At 42.4% G+C, this 16,035-nt stretch carries 15 protein-coding genes; 8 read left to right on the forward strand and 7 right to left on the reverse strand.

Going from position 1 to position 16,035, the window contains the following annotated elements; translation table 11 throughout:
* Positions 1-4: 4 nt before the first annotated feature.
* Genes acnD through rraA form a run of 4 tightly spaced genes read left to right on the forward strand, consistent with a single transcriptional unit; the run spans position 5 to position 5,166 of the window.
* The gene (acnD, locus tag ABXT42_RS05910; RefSeq protein ID WP_443629454.1) at positions 5-2,605 is read left to right on the forward strand and encodes a Fe/S-dependent 2-methylisocitrate dehydratase AcnD; all 2,601 of its coding nucleotides are present in this window, start codon (positions 5-7) and stop codon (positions 2,603-2,605) included.
* Between the two features lie 8 nt (positions 2,606-2,613).
* Positions 2,614-3,786: a 2-methylaconitate cis-trans isomerase PrpF gene (gene prpF / locus ABXT42_RS05915; RefSeq protein ID WP_443627233.1), complete on the forward strand. Its 1,173-nt coding sequence runs from the start codon at positions 2,614-2,616 to the stop codon at positions 3,784-3,786.
* Positions 3,779-4,609 carry a pseudouridine synthase family protein gene (locus tag ABXT42_RS05920; RefSeq protein WP_443627234.1) on the forward strand — a complete coding sequence of 277 codons (831 nt, stop codon included), beginning with the start codon at positions 3,779-3,781 and terminating at the stop codon, positions 4,607-4,609. Before prpF ends, ABXT42_RS05920 begins: the two co-directional genes overlap by 8 nt.
* A 59-nt stretch (positions 4,610-4,668) precedes the next feature.
* Positions 4,669-5,166: a ribonuclease E activity regulator RraA gene (rraA, locus tag ABXT42_RS05925; RefSeq protein ID WP_443627235.1), complete on the forward strand. Its 498-nt coding sequence runs from the start codon at positions 4,669-4,671 to the stop codon at positions 5,164-5,166.
* Between the two features lie 14 nt (positions 5,167-5,180).
* On the opposite strand, the gene ABXT42_RS05930 is transcribed toward rraA, so the two are convergent.
* The 4 genes from ABXT42_RS05930 to mnmA are packed head-to-tail and all read right to left on the reverse strand — an operon-like array spanning position 5,181 to position 9,526.
* Positions 5,181-6,377, reverse strand: coding sequence for a JmjC domain-containing protein (locus ABXT42_RS05930; RefSeq protein WP_443627236.1), 1,197 nt, complete (start codon positions 6,375-6,377; stop codon positions 5,181-5,183).
* A 3-nt stretch (positions 6,378-6,380) separates the two neighbouring features.
* A complete protein-coding gene (purB, locus tag ABXT42_RS05935) occupies positions 6,381-7,748 on the reverse strand; it encodes an adenylosuccinate lyase (RefSeq protein ID WP_443627237.1) in 1,368 nt (455 codons plus the stop codon).
* A gap of 19 nt (positions 7,749-7,767) precedes the next feature.
* Entirely contained in the window at positions 7,768-8,415 is a 648-nt protein-coding gene (gene hflD / locus ABXT42_RS05940) for a high frequency lysogenization protein HflD (protein WP_443627238.1), read from the reverse strand.
* Positions 8,408-9,526: a tRNA 2-thiouridine(34) synthase MnmA gene (mnmA, locus tag ABXT42_RS05945; protein WP_443627239.1), complete on the reverse strand. Its 1,119-nt coding sequence runs from the start codon at positions 9,524-9,526 to the stop codon at positions 8,408-8,410. The genes hflD and mnmA overlap by 8 nt, the downstream gene beginning before the upstream one ends.
* 105 nt (positions 9,527-9,631) lie before the next feature.
* Between mnmA and ABXT42_RS05950 the strand changes: the two genes are divergently transcribed.
* Positions 9,632-10,099, forward strand: coding sequence for a molybdenum cofactor biosynthesis protein MoaE (locus ABXT42_RS05950; protein WP_443627240.1), 468 nt, complete (start codon positions 9,632-9,634; stop codon positions 10,097-10,099).
* Between the two features lie 11 nt (positions 10,100-10,110).
* On the opposite strand, the gene ABXT42_RS05955 is transcribed toward ABXT42_RS05950, so the two are convergent.
* Positions 10,111-10,656 carry a pseudouridine synthase gene (locus ABXT42_RS05955; RefSeq protein WP_443627241.1) on the reverse strand — a complete coding sequence of 182 codons (546 nt, stop codon included), beginning with the start codon at positions 10,654-10,656 and terminating at the stop codon, positions 10,111-10,113.
* A gap of 167 nt (positions 10,657-10,823) precedes the next feature.
* Between ABXT42_RS05955 and icd the strand changes: the two genes are divergently transcribed.
* From icd to clpA, 3 genes are all read left to right on the forward strand, one after another.
* A complete protein-coding gene (icd, locus tag ABXT42_RS05960) occupies positions 10,824-12,080 on the forward strand; it encodes an NADP-dependent isocitrate dehydrogenase (protein WP_443627242.1) in 1,257 nt (418 codons plus the stop codon).
* A 266-nt stretch (positions 12,081-12,346) separates the two neighbouring features.
* Positions 12,347-12,679, forward strand: a complete 333-nt coding sequence (gene clpS, locus ABXT42_RS05965; RefSeq protein ID WP_443627243.1) for an ATP-dependent Clp protease adapter ClpS — start codon at positions 12,347-12,349, stop codon at positions 12,677-12,679.
* A gap of 11 nt (positions 12,680-12,690) precedes the next feature.
* A complete protein-coding gene (gene clpA, locus ABXT42_RS05970; protein ID WP_443627244.1) occupies positions 12,691-14,952 on the forward strand; it encodes an ATP-dependent Clp protease ATP-binding subunit ClpA in 2,262 nt (753 codons plus the stop codon).
* 57 nt (positions 14,953-15,009) lie between these two features.
* Here the strand turns inward: clpA and infA are convergent, their stop codons facing one another.
* Positions 15,010-15,228: a translation initiation factor IF-1 gene (gene infA, locus ABXT42_RS05975; RefSeq protein WP_046481896.1), complete on the reverse strand. Its 219-nt coding sequence runs from the start codon at positions 15,226-15,228 to the stop codon at positions 15,010-15,012.
* A 98-nt stretch (positions 15,229-15,326) separates the two neighbouring features.
* Complete coding sequence (locus ABXT42_RS05980; RefSeq protein WP_443627245.1) at positions 15,327-16,025, reverse strand: arginyltransferase; 699 nt, start codon at positions 16,023-16,025, stop codon at positions 15,327-15,329.
* Between the last annotated feature and the right edge of the window lie 10 nt (positions 16,026-16,035).

A 16,035-nucleotide genomic window follows, 5' to 3' on the forward strand; every position in this document is an offset into this window, starting at 1 on the left:
AATGATCAATACCAACTACCGTAAAACCTTGCTTGATACTGGGCTAGATTATTTTGACACCCCAAGAGCCATTGATGATATTAGTAAAGGTGCCTATGCTCAATTACCCTATACCTCCAAGATCTTAGCGGAGCAGTTGGTACGTCGTTGTGATCCAACCATGTTAACTGCATCGTTAAAGCAGCTAATTGATCGTAAACAAGACTTAGACTTTCCTTGGTATCCAGCGCGTGTAGTGTGTCACGATATTTTAGGTCAAACAGCCTTAGTGGATTTAGCGGGGTTAAGAGATGCCATTGCAGACCAAGGTGGCGATCCTTCAAAAGTAAATCCGGTGGTGCCCACGCAGTTAATTGTGGATCACTCATTGTCTGTAGAGCACGGTGGTTTTGATGCTGATGCCTTTGACAAAAATAGGGCCATTGAAGACCGCCGTAATGACGATCGTTTTCACTTTATAGAATGGACTAAAACAGCATTTGAAAACGTTGATGTAATTCCTGCCGGTAATGGCATTATGCATCAGATCAACTTAGAAAAAATGTCACCTGTGATTCAAAATCGTGATGGCTTAGCCTATCCTGATACTTGTATTGGTACCGACAGCCATACGCCACATATCGATGCGTTGGGTGTGATTGCTGTAGGTGTGGGCGGACTAGAAGCAGAAAATGTAATGTTGGGCAGGGCATCTATGATGCGCCTTCCAGATATTATTGGAGTAGAACTTACAGGTAAGCGCCAGCCAGGCATTACTGCCACTGATATGGTGTTGGCACTCACTGAGTTTTTACGTCAACAAAAAGTAGTCTCTTCTTATCTTGAATTCTTTGGTGAGGGCGCTAACAGCCTTACCATAGGAGACCGGGCTACCATATCGAACATGACGCCAGAATTTGGTGCCTCTGCTGGTTTGTTCTACATAGACCAGCAAACAATCGACTATCTTAATCTGACTGGCCGCGAGCCTGAACAGGTTGCTTTGGTTGAAACCTATGCTAAAACCAATGGCTTATGGGCTGATGCTATGGTTGATGCACAGTACGGCCGAGTATTAACGTTTGACCTCTCAAGTGTAGGGCGCAATATGGCCGGTCCATCTAGCCCTCACTTACGCTTGCCTACCTCAGCTTTGTCAGAACGTGGTATTGCTAAGGCTTATGACCATGATGCAGACGATGGCTTAATGCCTGATGGAGCGGTCATAATCGCTGCTATTACCAGCTGCACCAATACGAGTAACCCTCGCAACGTCATTGCAGCCGGCCTTTTAGCGCGTAACGCCAACCGCTTAGGTTTAAAGCGTAAGCCTTGGGTTAAATCTTCCTTTGCACCAGGTTCTAAAGTAGCCAAGCTTTATTTAGAAGAAGCAGGCCTACTCACCGAAATGGAACAGCTTGGTTTTGGCATTGTAGGCTATGCCTGTACTACATGTAACGGCATGAGTGGAGCCTTGGATCCTAAAATTCAAGAAGAAGTTGTTGACCGAGACCTATATTCGACAGCCGTATTGTCAGGCAATCGCAATTTCGATGGTCGTATTCATCCTTATGTAAAACAGGCATTTTTAGCTTCCCCCCCCTTAGTCGCAGCCTATGCAATTGCAGGGTCTATGCGCTTTGACATTGAGCAAGATGTATTGGGTCAAGATCAACAAGGTAATGACGTCGTACTTAAGGATATTTGGCCTGAAGATGACGAAATTGATGCGATTGTGGCTAAATGTGTGAAACCAGAGCATTTTAAACAAATCTACATTCCTATGTTTGACCTAGGCAAAGTAGAAAAGTCGATCAGTCCATTATATGATTGGCGCCCTAATACTACTTACATTCGTCGCCCGCCTTATTGGGAAGGTGCTTTAGCAGGAGAGCGCACTTTAACAGGCATGCGTCCTTTAGCCATTTTGGGTGATAACATTACCACTGATCATTTATCACCTTCAAACGCTATCCTTGCGAACAGTGCAGCTGGTGAATATTTAACAAAAATGGGATTGCCAGAAGAAGATTTCAACTCTTATGCAACTCATAGGGGTGATCATTTAACCGCTCAACGAGCAACTTTTGCGAACCCTAAGTTGCTAAACGAGATGTGTACGGATGATGCTGGTAAAATACAACAAGGATCCTTGGCAAGATTGGAGCCAGAAGGTAATACTCTACGTATGTGGGAAGCCATTGAAACCTATATGGAACGCGCGCAACCACTGATCATTATCGCAGGTGCTGACTATGGTCAAGGTTCATCTAGAGATTGGGCTGCTAAAGGTGTGCGTTTGGCAGGTGTTGAAGTGATTGTAGCTGAAGGGTTTGAACGCATTCACCGCACTAACCTTGTTGGAATGGGCGTTTTACCGTTAGAGTTTAAAGCAGGTGATAACCGTATTAATCAAGGCTTTGATGGTACAGAAAAATTTGACGTTATTGGCACTCCCCACCCAGGTTGCGATTTAACCTTAGTGGTCAACCGCATCGATGGTAGTAGTCAAACGCTGAGTGTGACTTGTCGCCTAGACACAGCAGAAGAAGTAGGTGTTTATGCTGCTGGTGGAGTTTTACAGCGTTTTGCACAAGATTTTCTTGAATCAACAAGTGTCGCTTAGGACTTCCTATGAGTATTAAACAACAAATTAGAATTCCTGCCACTTACATGCGCGGTGGCACAAGTAAAGGGGTGTTTTTTAACCTTTTAGATTTACCTGCCACAGCCCAAGTGCCAGGACCTGCAAGAGATGCTTTGTTACTGCGTGTGATAGGCAGCCCTGATGTATACGGTAAACAAATTGATGGCATGGGCGCTGCTACCTCAAGCACTAGTAAAACCGTCATTTTAAGCCCATGTACTCAGGCAAATCATGATGTAGATTATCTATTTGGACAGGTATCTATTGATAAAGCCTTTGTAGACTGGAGTGGTAACTGCGGCAATTTGTCATCTGCAGTAGGAGCTTTTGCTATTACTAGTGGATTAGTAGACTCAAGCCGTATACCCAAAAATGGTATTGCAGTAGTGAGAATCTGGCAAGCAAACATCAAAAAAACCATTATTGCCCATATTCCTATCACTAATGGTCAAGTCCAAGAGCTTGGTGACTTTAAGCTTGATGGCGTCACCTTTGCTGCAGCTGAAATAAAACTAGAATTTATGAATCCCTCAGCAGCAGACGCAAACATGTTTCCTACAGGTAATTTGGTCGACAAACTTGAAGTGCCTAATATTGGGACCTTTGATGTGACTATGATTAACGCAGGTATTCCAACGATTTTTTTAAATGCGCAAGATTTAGGTTATACCGGTACAGAGTTACAAGTGCACATTAACTCAGATGTGAAGGCGTTAATCAAACTCGAGTGCATTCGAGCACATGGTGGCGTGCGTATGGGCTTATTTGAGCACCTTGATGATGCAAAAACCCGTCAGCACACCCCAAAAATTGCATTTGTAGCCCCACCAAAAGATTACACTTCATCCAGTGGCAGCGATGTGCCTGGTGATAAGATTGACCTATTAGTAAGGGCTATGTCCATGGGGCAGTTACATCATGCCATGATGGGCACTGCTGCCGTAGCTATTGGCACTGCGGCGGCTATTCCCAATACTTTGGTTAATATTGCAGCAGGAGGAGGGGCTCTCACAAAAGTCACCTTTGGTCACCCATCTGGCATTTTAACAGTAGGGGCTGAAGCACACCAAAGTGATGGTAAATGGCAGGCTACTAAGGCGATTATGAGCCGAAGTGCAAGAGTGTTAATGGAAGGTTGGGTAAGAGTACCCGATGCCTGAGTATCATCTTGAAGTCACTGATATATCCATTTCTGCGGCACAATTACTAACTCAACCCAGCGGTTTATCTAAACAGCAGATTAAGCAGGCCATGAAAAAGGGTGCTGTGTGGGTGAGTGAGAATGGCGCCAGCCATAGGCGGCTTAGAAGAGCTGATAAACATCTTAAACTAGGCCAAACCATACACCTGTATTACGATCTGCAAGTGCTACAGACTCAGGTAACTCCTGCAGTGCTAATTAAAGATGAAGGTGACTATAGTGTGTGGTATAAACCTTATGGCATGTTCAGCCAAGGCACTAAGTATGGCGATCACTGCACTATCAATCGTTGGGTCGAACAGAATCATCAACCTCAACGCCCTGCATTTATTGTTAATAGGCTAGACCGTGCTGCGCAAGGGTTGATGTTAATCGCTCATACAAAAGCAGCGGCAACCAGCCTTAGTCGTTTATTTGAGCAACGAAAAATAATTAAGACTTATACTGCATTGGTGTCTGGGCTATTCCCAGAAACACTGTTTCTAAACTCGCCTATTGATGGGCAAAATGCCACTAGCCATGCCAGCTTACTAACTTATGACGAAAAAGCTAAGTTATCCTTAGTTAGTGTCACCATTGAAACTGGACGCAAGCACCAAATACGTAAGCACCTTAGTGGAGCTGGCTTTGCAATTATTGGTGACCGATTATATGGCTTAAAGGATGCAAGCTTGGATGCTAACTTGTGCCTTGTATCAACTTATCTTGCGTTTACTTGCCCAATAACGTGTGTTGAAAAAAGCTATCTGCTAAAGGATAATTACTTGCCTAAGGTGGTTTAAAAAACCAATCAATAGTTTAAACGTTTACCAGCGTTATCAAATTACCGGACATACACAGCATGAAAGACTTATTACCAGAACTATGTGACCAGTTTGAAGACCAAGTGAGTGTGGTGGAGCCTATGTTTGCCAACTTTGGCGCAAAAGAGTGCTTTAGTGGCCAAATAGTCACCCTTAAATGCTACGAAGATAATTCAAAAGTACGTGAACTAGTTGCCCAAGATGGCAATGGAAAAGTTTTGGTGGTAGATGGTGGAGGTTCACTAAGGTGTGCCTTGCTTGGGGATATGTTAGCAGAAAAAGCAGCATCCAACGGTTGGCAAGGGATCATTATTTATGGCTGCATTCGCGATGTGAATGCCATTGGTGAAATTAATTTAGGGGTGCAAGCACTAGCCACACACCCTATGAAAACTAAAAAAAGAGGCTTAGGGGATATTAACTTAGAAGTACAGTTTGGTGGAGTTACCTTTGTGCCTGGGCAGTTTGTGTATGCCGACAACAATGGCGTTTTAGTTGCCCCTCATGCCTTACTACTGAACCTGCCAAGTCAGTAGCTTATTAAAGCCAATTACTCATCAGCAAAGTAAAGATAGCCTTGGTTATGCAGAATTAACAGCATCGCCTTAGCCGCATCATTTTTGACTAGTTCAGTCATCTCGTCCACTTCAAGTAACCATTGGTTTGAGATCGCTTCTACAAATGCAGTGGCCTCTGGAGGACAGGGTAGCGCGTCACCTTGAACAAATAAGGTTAAACCACCATCTCCTTGCCACGTGTGGGCTAAACGCACTCCTTCGGATACTCTTAAAACACCATAACCATCATTGATAATACTTTCTAACTCAATAAGGTCCATTGCTTCTTCAGTCATATCTAAATTAGTGTGCTTAGGCTCTGTGCTTTGCTTCCCAAACCATTGAGCAACATTTTCTGGGGTTATTTGATCTCGCATAAACGTCATCAAGCCCTCTACATCAGCTGCACTGAGTTCACCACTTTTAGCGGTAAAGCCATGATCTTGTAAACGCAGATCCGCACTAATATTCATACCGCACTCATCAGCAAATGTAGTGAGCACTTCTGCATGGGAAGGCGATCTAAAACCCACTGAATAAGTCACGCAAGCATCTGACACTGCAACACCCTTATGAGCTAAAAGTGGTGGTATATACAACATATCTCCAGGGTTTAAAACGAACTCTTCTACCATATCAAACTGGTCTAATAACGACAGCTGATCATGAGCCATTAGGGGCGAGTTTTCGCTACAAGTTTGGCCAATTTGCCATTGGCGGCGACCTTCACCTTGAATTAAAAAAACATCGTACCGATCATAATGAGCGCCCACACCAGCACCTTTTGTAGCGTAGCTAACCATGATGTCATCTAAACGCCAGCTAGGTAAAAAACGAAATTTAGCTAGAAAGTCATGCACCTGTGGCACAAAACAATCAACACCTTGTACTAATAGCGTCCAAGGAAAGTTGCGCTCTTTATTGAAATCATCTTCTGTAAGCGGCCCGTGGGTAACACACCAATCTTTTATATCACCTTTATTTTCAATTAAGCGCGACTCTACTTCAGACTCTAACGCTAATCCTGCTAACTCATCCACTTCGATAAGCGCTTCTTGAAAAGCAATTGCGTTACGGATACACACCGGCTTTTTTTGCCAGTAGTCCGCAATGAAAACAGCTACGCTCATATCACCTAAATCGCTCAATGGAGCCATAGTAGAGGCACTAAAACTGGTGGTATCAGTCATCAATTAAACCGCTGCTGCTTGGGTGATGGCATTGCCAATGTAATTTGCAGGCGTCAAAGTTTTAAGTTCGTCTTTAACCGCTTGAGGTAATTCTAACGTATCAATAAAGTCGGCCATAATGGCTGCATCAATCGTCTTTCCACGAGTGAGTGCTTTAAGCTTTTCGTAAGGTTCTTCAATAGCATAACGGCGCATGACTGTTTGAATCGGCTCAGCAAGCACTTCCCACGCATTATCTAGATCTTCATCTAAACGCTGTGCATTAAGCTGTAACTTACTTATACCTTTGATGCTCGACTGGTAGGCAATTAAACTATGGGCTAAGCCTACACCTAGGTTGCGCAATACTGTGGAGTCGGTAAGGTCACGTTGCCAACGAGAAACAGGTAACTTACTCGCCAAGTGTTGTAATAAAGCATTAGCAATGCCCAAATTGCCTTCTGAATTTTCAAAATCAATGGGGTTCACCTTATGGGGCATTGTTGATGAACCAATTTCTCCAGCAATCGTTTTTTGCTTAAAGAAACCCAAGGAAATATATCCCCAAATGTCACGGTCAAAATCCAACAAAATAGTGTTGAAACGAGCAATTGCGTCAAACAATTCTGCAATATAATCATGTGGTTCAATTTGCGTAGTGTAAGGATTAAAGGTTAACCCTAGGCTTTCCACAAAGACTTGAGCATTAGCCTGCCAATCAATCTCTGGATAAGCCGTATAATGTGCATTGTAGTTGCCCACAGCACCATTGATTTTGCCTAAAAACTCCATCTGATTGATCTGCTTCAACTGGCGTTCAAGACGTGCAGCAACGTTAGCCATCTCTTTACCCATGGTAGATGGAGAAGCAGTTTGGCCATGTGTACGAGACAGCATGGGCTGGCTTTGATGAGTGTGGGCTAGGTTTTTAATATGCCCTAATACCTTAGCCATTTCTGGCACTATAACTTGCTCTAAGCCATTTTTAAGCATTAAGCCATGAGACAAGTTATTGATATCTTCAGAAGTGCAGGCAAAGTGTACGTATTCGTTTATCGCATGTAGTTCTGCATTACCTACAAACTGCTCCTTAATGTAGTATTCCACCGCTTTTACATCGTGATTAGTGGTGCTTTCAATATCTTTAACGCGCTGGGCTTGAGTTTCATCAAAATTATTAATCAAACGCTCCAACAAAGCATTAGCTTCATCACTTAAAGGCGAAACTTCTCCAATTTGAGGGTGATTTGCAAGGCATTGTAACCAACGCACCTCGACCAACACTCTGTTATAAATAAGACCAAATTCACTAAAATAAGGGCGTAATGAAGCAGTTTTGCTACCGTAACGGCCGTCTACTGGAGAAAGGGCTGAGATTGATGATAAATCCATAACGGAATCCTGGTTTGGGTTAATGACTAAGTTGGTTAAGCAGAACGTCAAGTTCACGCTGCAAAGAATTTTTAAACACGATTAAGTGCCATTTACGGCCACCTAATTGGCGCCACAATGTGGTTGCTCGTATACCCGCTAAAAGGTATGCGCGTACTCGGTTGGTGTTCATAGGCTGCTGCAAGTACGTAGGGTTGCCAGTAACTTGTATACGAAAATTAAAGCTACTCAAAGTGGATGAATACGTTTCTGCCACACTTGCCAGCACGTTGGCATGGCCCAATTCATACAAATCTACCTGCCTTTGGCTATGGTTAAGTTGGGTGCTAATTTCATTGAGCATCTGCGGCTGTTTGCTCAATTTACTTTGTAAGTGGATTAGGCCAAGAACATAACGCGTAATATCTTTAATACCTGAACTTTGTTCCTGATTCATAATAGATTTAAGAGTAATTAAACCTAAACGCAAGCTGTGTATAGCTTGTTCACCACCAAAGACGTCTTCAGTACGTTCAGGATTGGCTACAAAAAGAGAAGAAAGGGCACAATGGCTTGCTTGTGTATCAGCTTGACCAGTGATTGCCACTTGATTGACTAGGGTAGCGGCCTGAATAATTCCTGCTAAGGCGAGCACACGTTGTTGGTTGAGGCTCAGTTGATTAATCAATGACTGCTCCTCCAAGACATACTTGCCCATCATAAAAAACGATAGATTGACCTGGAGTTACTGCTCTTTGTGGTTCTGCAAACACCACGTTTATATTGCCACTTGAAAGGGCCGTTATGGTGCATTGTTGATCCGCTTGACGGTAACGTATTTTGGCCATTAATAAAACTTCCCTACTTTGTGTTCCTTTAGATATGTCGGGAGACAAATCTGGACCTATTCCATCAACCCACATAAGTTGTTGGCAGGTTAGGGATGATTTAAACAAGCTTGGGTGATTCTTACCTTGGGTGACTATTAACCGATTGCGATCTAAATCTTTATCAACTACATACCAAGCTGATTCATTGTAATTAGCTAAGCCACCAATCCCCAGACCTTGACGTTGGCCAATGGTATGGTACATGAGCCCTTGGTGGTCACCGATGACATCACCGTCCACGGTTTCGATTTTGCCAGGGTGGGCAGGCAAGTAGTCTTGCAAAAAATCTTTAAATCGACGCTCACCAATAAAACAAATGCCGGTACTGTCTTTTTTTGCATGATTAGCCAACCCATGAGCTTCTGCAATCATGCGCACTTCAGGCTTTTCCATAGCACCTATAGGAAACAATGTTTGGCTTACTTCTAAAGCACCTACAGCATGCAAAAAGTAACTTTGGTCTTTATTGCCATCTAAACCTTTAACTAATTTACAGTTAATACCTTCACCAGTGCGCTGCACATAATGGCCTGTAGCAATATAGTCTGCACCCAGCACTTTGGCATAATCTAAAAAAGCTTTAAATTTAATCTCTCGATTACAAAGGATATCTGGATTAGGTGTACGACCGGCTTTATACTCCGCAAGGAAGTGCTCAAACACGTTGTCCCAGTACTCCGCAGCAAAGTTTGCAGCGTGTAAATGAATGCCTAGTTTGTCGCATACCGCCTGTGCGTCAGCTAAGTCCTGCTTAGCGGTACAATATTCAGTGCCATCGTCCTCGTCCCAGTTCTTCATGAACAGACCTTCGACGTGATACCCTTGTTGCATTAGCAGCAAAGCAGAAACAGATGAGTCGACACCGCCGGACATGCCGACAATAACGCGTGTAGAATTGGATTCACTCATAGATTTGATTCAAGCGGTAAACAGAATATAAATTAGACGTTAATTTTAACCGAAGCAGGCCTCTACGCCTAGGCTTATGGACATATTCCAGGGATTTTTAAACGCATGAAAAACAATGATCTTATCCTTGTGCAAGAAGCAGATTTTGATATCAACAAACATTATCAAACATTATTGCACATAAACCCCAGCAGCACAGGAGCAGCCGTGTTGTTTGTGGGTTTAGTTCGCGATTTAGATGATGCTAAAGTAGAAGCTATGGAGCTTGAGCATTACCCTGGTATGACAGAAAAATGTTTACAAGAAATAGTACACAAAACACATGATCGCTGGCCTATAGAAGGTATCCATGTAATACACAGGGTAGGCAGGCTACAATCTCATGAACAAATTGTGTTGGTTGGAGTGGCCTCAAGGCATCGCAGCGATGCATTTAGTGCATGTGAGTTCGTAATGGATTATTTAAAACAAGACGCACCATTTTGGAAAGCTGAAATCACAGAACATGGAAAGCAATGGGTTGATGCTAAAGAATCTGATAAGCAAGCGAATAAACGTTGGCAGCCCAGCTGAGCTTTTCTAAGTTAAGTATTTTCCAAGCGCCATTGGCCAACATCCAGGCCTTTTAGGCGCCAATTACCTATAGCCACTCTTACCAAACGCAAAGTGGGTAAGCCTACTGCTGCAGTCATGCGCCTTACTTGTCTATTTCGACCTTCACTAATACGAATTTCTAACCACTGGGTTGGTATAGAAATACGATCTCTTATGGCGGGCACACGGGGCCATAGGCTGTGGGCTTGGGCTCCCAGTAATCTCACTTTTGCAGGTTTAGTAGGGCCGTCTTTAAGTATAGGTCCAGCACGCAAGCACTTTAATTGATCTTCATTTACTGCACCTTCTACCTGCACCCAGTAAGTTTTTTCTAACTTATGCTTAGGATTAGCAATCTGATTCTGTAGTGCTCCATCGTTGGTTAATATCATCAAACCTTCTGAATCATAATCCAGTCTTCCAGCTGGATAGTAGCTTGGCATATCAATATAATCCGCTAGAGTAACCCGGCCTTCGCCATTGCTAAACTGACTTAAGACTTGAAAAGGTTTATTAAAAACTAAAATACTAGACACACAATTTCCTTTATTAGTACTGTGAATTGTTAGAATTTTGTAAAATAACTACATGATTCCTTGGGCCTACAGGGGCATTCAAGCTATAATTAAGGTTGACTACAAAACAATTGCATTAATCGTTTTGTCTACGCCACAAGGCTATTTTTTAAGCACCCGGAGAACTCATGACATATCAACACATCACAGTACCAGAGCAAGGCTCTAAAATTACTGTTAACGCAGACTTTTCTCTAAACGTACCAAACGATCCTATTATCCCTTATATTGAAGGCGATGGTATTGGTTTTGACGTTTCACCAGTAATGCTTAAAGTAGTAGATGCCGCTGTAGAGAAAGCGTTTAATGGCACCAAAAAAATTAACTGGATGGAAGTATACGCTGGTGAAAAGGCTACAGTCACCTATGATGCTGATACTTGGATGCCTGAAGAAACATTAGCTGCATTTAAAGAATACAAAGTGGGCATCAAAGGTCCTTTGACCACACCAGTGGGTGGTGGTATTCGTTCTTTGAACGTAGCCCTGCGCCAAGAACTAGACCTTTATGTTTGTCAGCGCCCAGTGCGTTGGTATACTGGCGTGCCTAGCCCAGTAATCAAGCCTGAAAATGTAGACATGGTTATTTTCCGTGAAAACTCTGAAGATATCTATGCCGGCATTGAGTGGCAAGCAGGCTCTCCAGAAGCTGAAAAAGTAATTAAGTTTTTACAAGACGAAATGGGCGTAACTAAAATTCGCTTTGACCAAATGTGTGGTATCGGCATCAAGCCTGTATCAGAAGAAGGTACAAAGCGTTTAGTTCGCAAAGCTATTCAATACACGATCGATAATAATCGTGATTCATTAACCTTGGTTCACAAGGGTAATATCATGAAGTTTACCGAAGGTGCCTTTAAAGAGTGGGGCTATGAAATTGCTCAACAGGAGTTTGGTGCTACTTTAATTGGTGAAGGCCCTTGGTGTGAAATGAAGAATCCAAACACTGGCAAAAACATTGTTATTAAAGACGTCATTGCTGATGCTATGCTGCAACAGATTCTATTACGTCCAGAAGACTATGACGTTATTGCTACACTGAACCTAAACGGTGACTACCTATCAGATGCACTAGCAGCTGAAGTAGGCGGTATTGGTATTGCACCAGGTGCGAACCTAAGTGATGATATTGCAATTTTTGAAGCCACTCACGGTACAGCACCAAAGTATGCTGGCCAAGATAAGGTAAATCCAGGTTCAATTATTCTATCTGCTGAAATGATGTTACGTCACTTAGGTTGGTTAGAGGCCGCTGACCTTATCGTTGCTGGCACTGAAGGTGCGATCAACGCTAAAACTGTAACTTATGATTTTGAGCGCCAAATGCCTGACGCTACCTTGTTGTCTTGTTCAGAATTTGGCGATGCAATTATTGCCAATATGTAATATCTGGATTGCAGCAATAAAAAAACCAGCTTAGGCTGGTTTTTTTAGCTCTGAAGAATGGTTATGTGAATTTTAATCACGTAAAAATATGGTTGAAGATAGCTGTTTAAAAAAATTTACCGGCGTTTACAGTTCTGCACTGGAAAAATGCAGACATAGGCCCAATAGTAACGTTATGATTAAAACATTAGTTAAATTTAGAACGCACTAATGCCTATTTTTATTTTACTGATCACACTAACTACAAAAGCGATAAAAACACTCTAATGAGCCAAGATAACGAAAACATACCTAATGATAATCATGACTTACAAGTTATAGAAGAAACTCGCCCTAAAGTCGCTCAGCCATCATTATATAAAGTAGTCCTGTTAAACGATGACTACACACCTATGGAATTTGTCATTGATGTGTTAGCCCGGTTCTTTAATCATGATGAAGAACAAGCCACGCAAATCATGCTGGCAGTGCATACCCAAGGTAAAGGCGTATGTGGTACCTACACAAAAGATGTTGCTGAAACCAAATCTATGCAGGTAAACCAGCATTCAAGACAACACAAGCACCCGTTACTATGTGAAGTTGAATCTGCTTCTTAAAGGAATAGACAATGTTAGACAATGATTTAGAACAAAGCTTAAACGAAGCATACAAATACGCCAACTCTAAACGACACGAGTTTATGACTGTAGAGCACTTGCTGTTGGCATTGCTTAACAATCAATCAGGTGCTGCTGTGCTTAAAGCCTGCGGGGTAACATTGGATGATTTACGCACACCACTAGAAAAATTTGTTAATGATACTACCCCTGCAGTAGACTCATCCTTTGGCGATTATGATGTGCAACCTACACTTGGCTTTCAGCGAGTGTTGCAACGGGCGGTTTTTCACGTACAGTCTTCGGGAAAAGGAGAGGTCAACGGTGCCAATGTTTTAGTCGCGATATTTAGTGAAACCGAAAGCCAGTCGGTGTTTTTGTTGGATTCATTAGATGTGGAGAGAGTAGACATAGTCAATTACCTTTCTCATGGGGTCAGCAAAACAGAAATGGATGGGTCTGAAAGATCTTTAGATGGTGAAAGTGAAGAAGCAAATGATTTAGTTAAATACACCACAGATTTAAACTCTGAAGCTAGAAATGGCAACATTGATCCACTGATAGGGCGCGGTAAGGAGCTGGAGCGGCTGGTTCAAGTGCTATCACGTAGGCGCAAAAATAACCCCTTATTAGTTGGCGATGCTGGCGTAGGAAAAACTGCCATAGCTGAAGGTTTGGCTTACCAAATTGAACAAGGTAACGTGCCACAGGTGATTGCCTCATCAACAGTCTACTCTCTTGATATGGGTGCTTTGTTAGCAGGTACAAAGTATCGTGGTGATTTTGAAAAGCGTCTAAAAGGTTTATTGTCTGATATTGAAAAAACACCCAATGCCATTCTATTTATTGATGAAATACATACCATTATCGGCGCAGGCGCGGCTTCTGGCGGTTCAATGGACGCTTCTAATTTATTAAAACCTGCACTAAGTTCTGGAAAATTGCGCTGCATTGGGTCAACCACATTTACTGAGTTTCGGGGTATTTTTGAAAAAGATCATGCTCTGGCTCGCCGCTTTCAAAAAATCGATGTTGACGAGCCTAGCGTAATAGATACCCAAGCTATTTTAAGAGGGCTTATATCGCGTTATGAGAGCCATCATCAAGTTGAATACACGCCTGCAGCTATAGATGCGGCAGCAGTTTTAGCTGATCGCTATATTACTGATAAAAAAATGCCCGACAAAGCTATCGATATAATTGATGAAGCTGGAGCCTATCAACAACTTTTTTCACCAGAAGATCGTAAGTCATTCATTGATGTGACAGAGATTGAAGCTATAGTAGCTAATATTGCTCGTATACCACCCAAAAGTATCTCTGCAACCGATCGGGAGCAACTACATTCTCTTGAGCAAAACCTTAAGCGCGTGGTCTTTGGTCAAGATACCGCCATTGATACTCTAGCAAATGCTATCAAATTATCCAGAGCAGGACTTAATGCACCTCATAAGCCTGTAGGTAGCTTTTTGTTTTCAGGGCCTACAGGCGTTGGTAAAACCGAAGTAACACAGCAACTAGCCCGAGTAATGGGAATTGAGCTTGTGCGTTTTGATATGTCCGAATACATGGAACGCCATACAGTTTCGCGATTGATTGGAGCACCTCCTGGGTATGTAGGGTTTGATCAAGGTGGATTACTTACAGAAGCGGTAACACAAACACCTCATTGCGTATTACTGCTTGATGAAATAGAAAAAGCACACCCAGAAGTATTTAATATACTACTTCAGGTGATGGATAACGGCACCTTAACTGATAACAACGGCCGAAAAACTGACTTCCGAAATGTTGTTTTAGTGATGACAACCAATGCTGGGGCTGAACAAATCAGCCGTGGCTCAATTGGCTTCACCAAGCAGGATCATAGCTCTGATGGTATGGGCGCTATTAAACGTTTATTTAGCCCAGAATTTCGTAATCGGCTTGACGATATTATCCAGTTTAATACGCTGTCAAAAGACGTTATTTTGGGAGTGGTGGACAAATTTTTGGTGGAACTACAAGTACAGCTTGAAGACAAGCAAGTGCACCTTCAAGTAAGTGATGATGCTAGGGCATGGCTTGGAGAGAAAGGGTATGACGCAGAGATGGGAGCAAGGCCCATGGCAAGACTTATCCAACAAGAACTAAAGAAGCCTATGGCGCAGTTATTACTGTTTGGAAATCTTGCAGCGGCAGGCGGTAAATTACTGGTAGGTATAAAGGATGATAAAATAACCTTAACTAGCAAGCCTAGTAAGCGTGCAGTTAAGTTATTAGATCCTGCTTAAGCTAAAGACAAAAAAAGCACCTATGGTGCTTTTTTTATTGCTTTTAATGCTAGTTAACTAACGGGCGCGATAGGTAATGCGGCCTTTAGTTAAGTCATAGGGCGTAAGCTCTACTTTAACTTTGTCACCCGTTAAAATACGGATATAGTGCTTACGCATCTTACCGGATATATGGGCGATGACCACGTGGCCATTTTCCAATTCTACACGGAACATAGTATTAGGTAAGGTATCAATAATAGTACCTTCCATTTCAATCTGGTCTTCTTTAGCCATTAAAGCCTCAAGGGTTATTACAAAAATTTATCATTTCTACATTGCGCGATATTATGCAGTAATCATGTACAAAAAGCGAGCAAAAGACCTATATAAGGTTAGAGCGGCGCTAGCGTTTGCCAATCCACACCGTCAAACACTTCTAAAGGTTGATATTCAGTTTTATAAGACATTTTTTGACACTCTTTTATCCAGTAACCAAGATAAACAAAACTCATTTTTTGAGATTTTCCCCAACGTATCTGCCAAAGCACAGCTAAACGCCCCAAGCTTCTGGCATGGTAGTCAGGATCAAAAAAGGTATAAATCGCCGATATTCCTGCAGGCAGCATATCAACTACGGCAACAGCCAATAGTTTTTTGTCTAACCTAAAACAAATAAACCGTGTATTACTAGACGATGGCGAATCACATAAAAAATCTTCAAACTGTGCCATTGAGGGTGGGTACATATCGCCATCACTGTGTCTTTGGCAGATATAACGCTCATACAAAGCGTATATTTCATCTGTAACAGAAGGCAACTCAAAACTAACCTGCAGATCATTGTTTCGCTTTAGCACACGCTTTTGACTTTTACTCTCTTTATAATTACTCAGGGGCACTCTCACAGACTTACACTCACCACAACCTTCACACCAAGGTCGGTAAATATGTTTACCACTGCGCCTAAAACCAATGTCAGTAAGCTGCATATAGATCGATTCATCTAATGCCTGTTCTGGACTTAAGAAAATTGACCTAGATTGCCTATTTTCTAAGTAGCTACAGTTATGCTCTGGTGTTGCGTGAAACACTAAGGTATTA

It is taken from the genome of Candidatus Njordibacter sp. Uisw_002, from assembly GCF_047730155.1.
Taxonomy (GTDB): domain Bacteria; phylum Pseudomonadota; class Gammaproteobacteria; order Pseudomonadales; family Balneatricaceae; genus Njordibacter.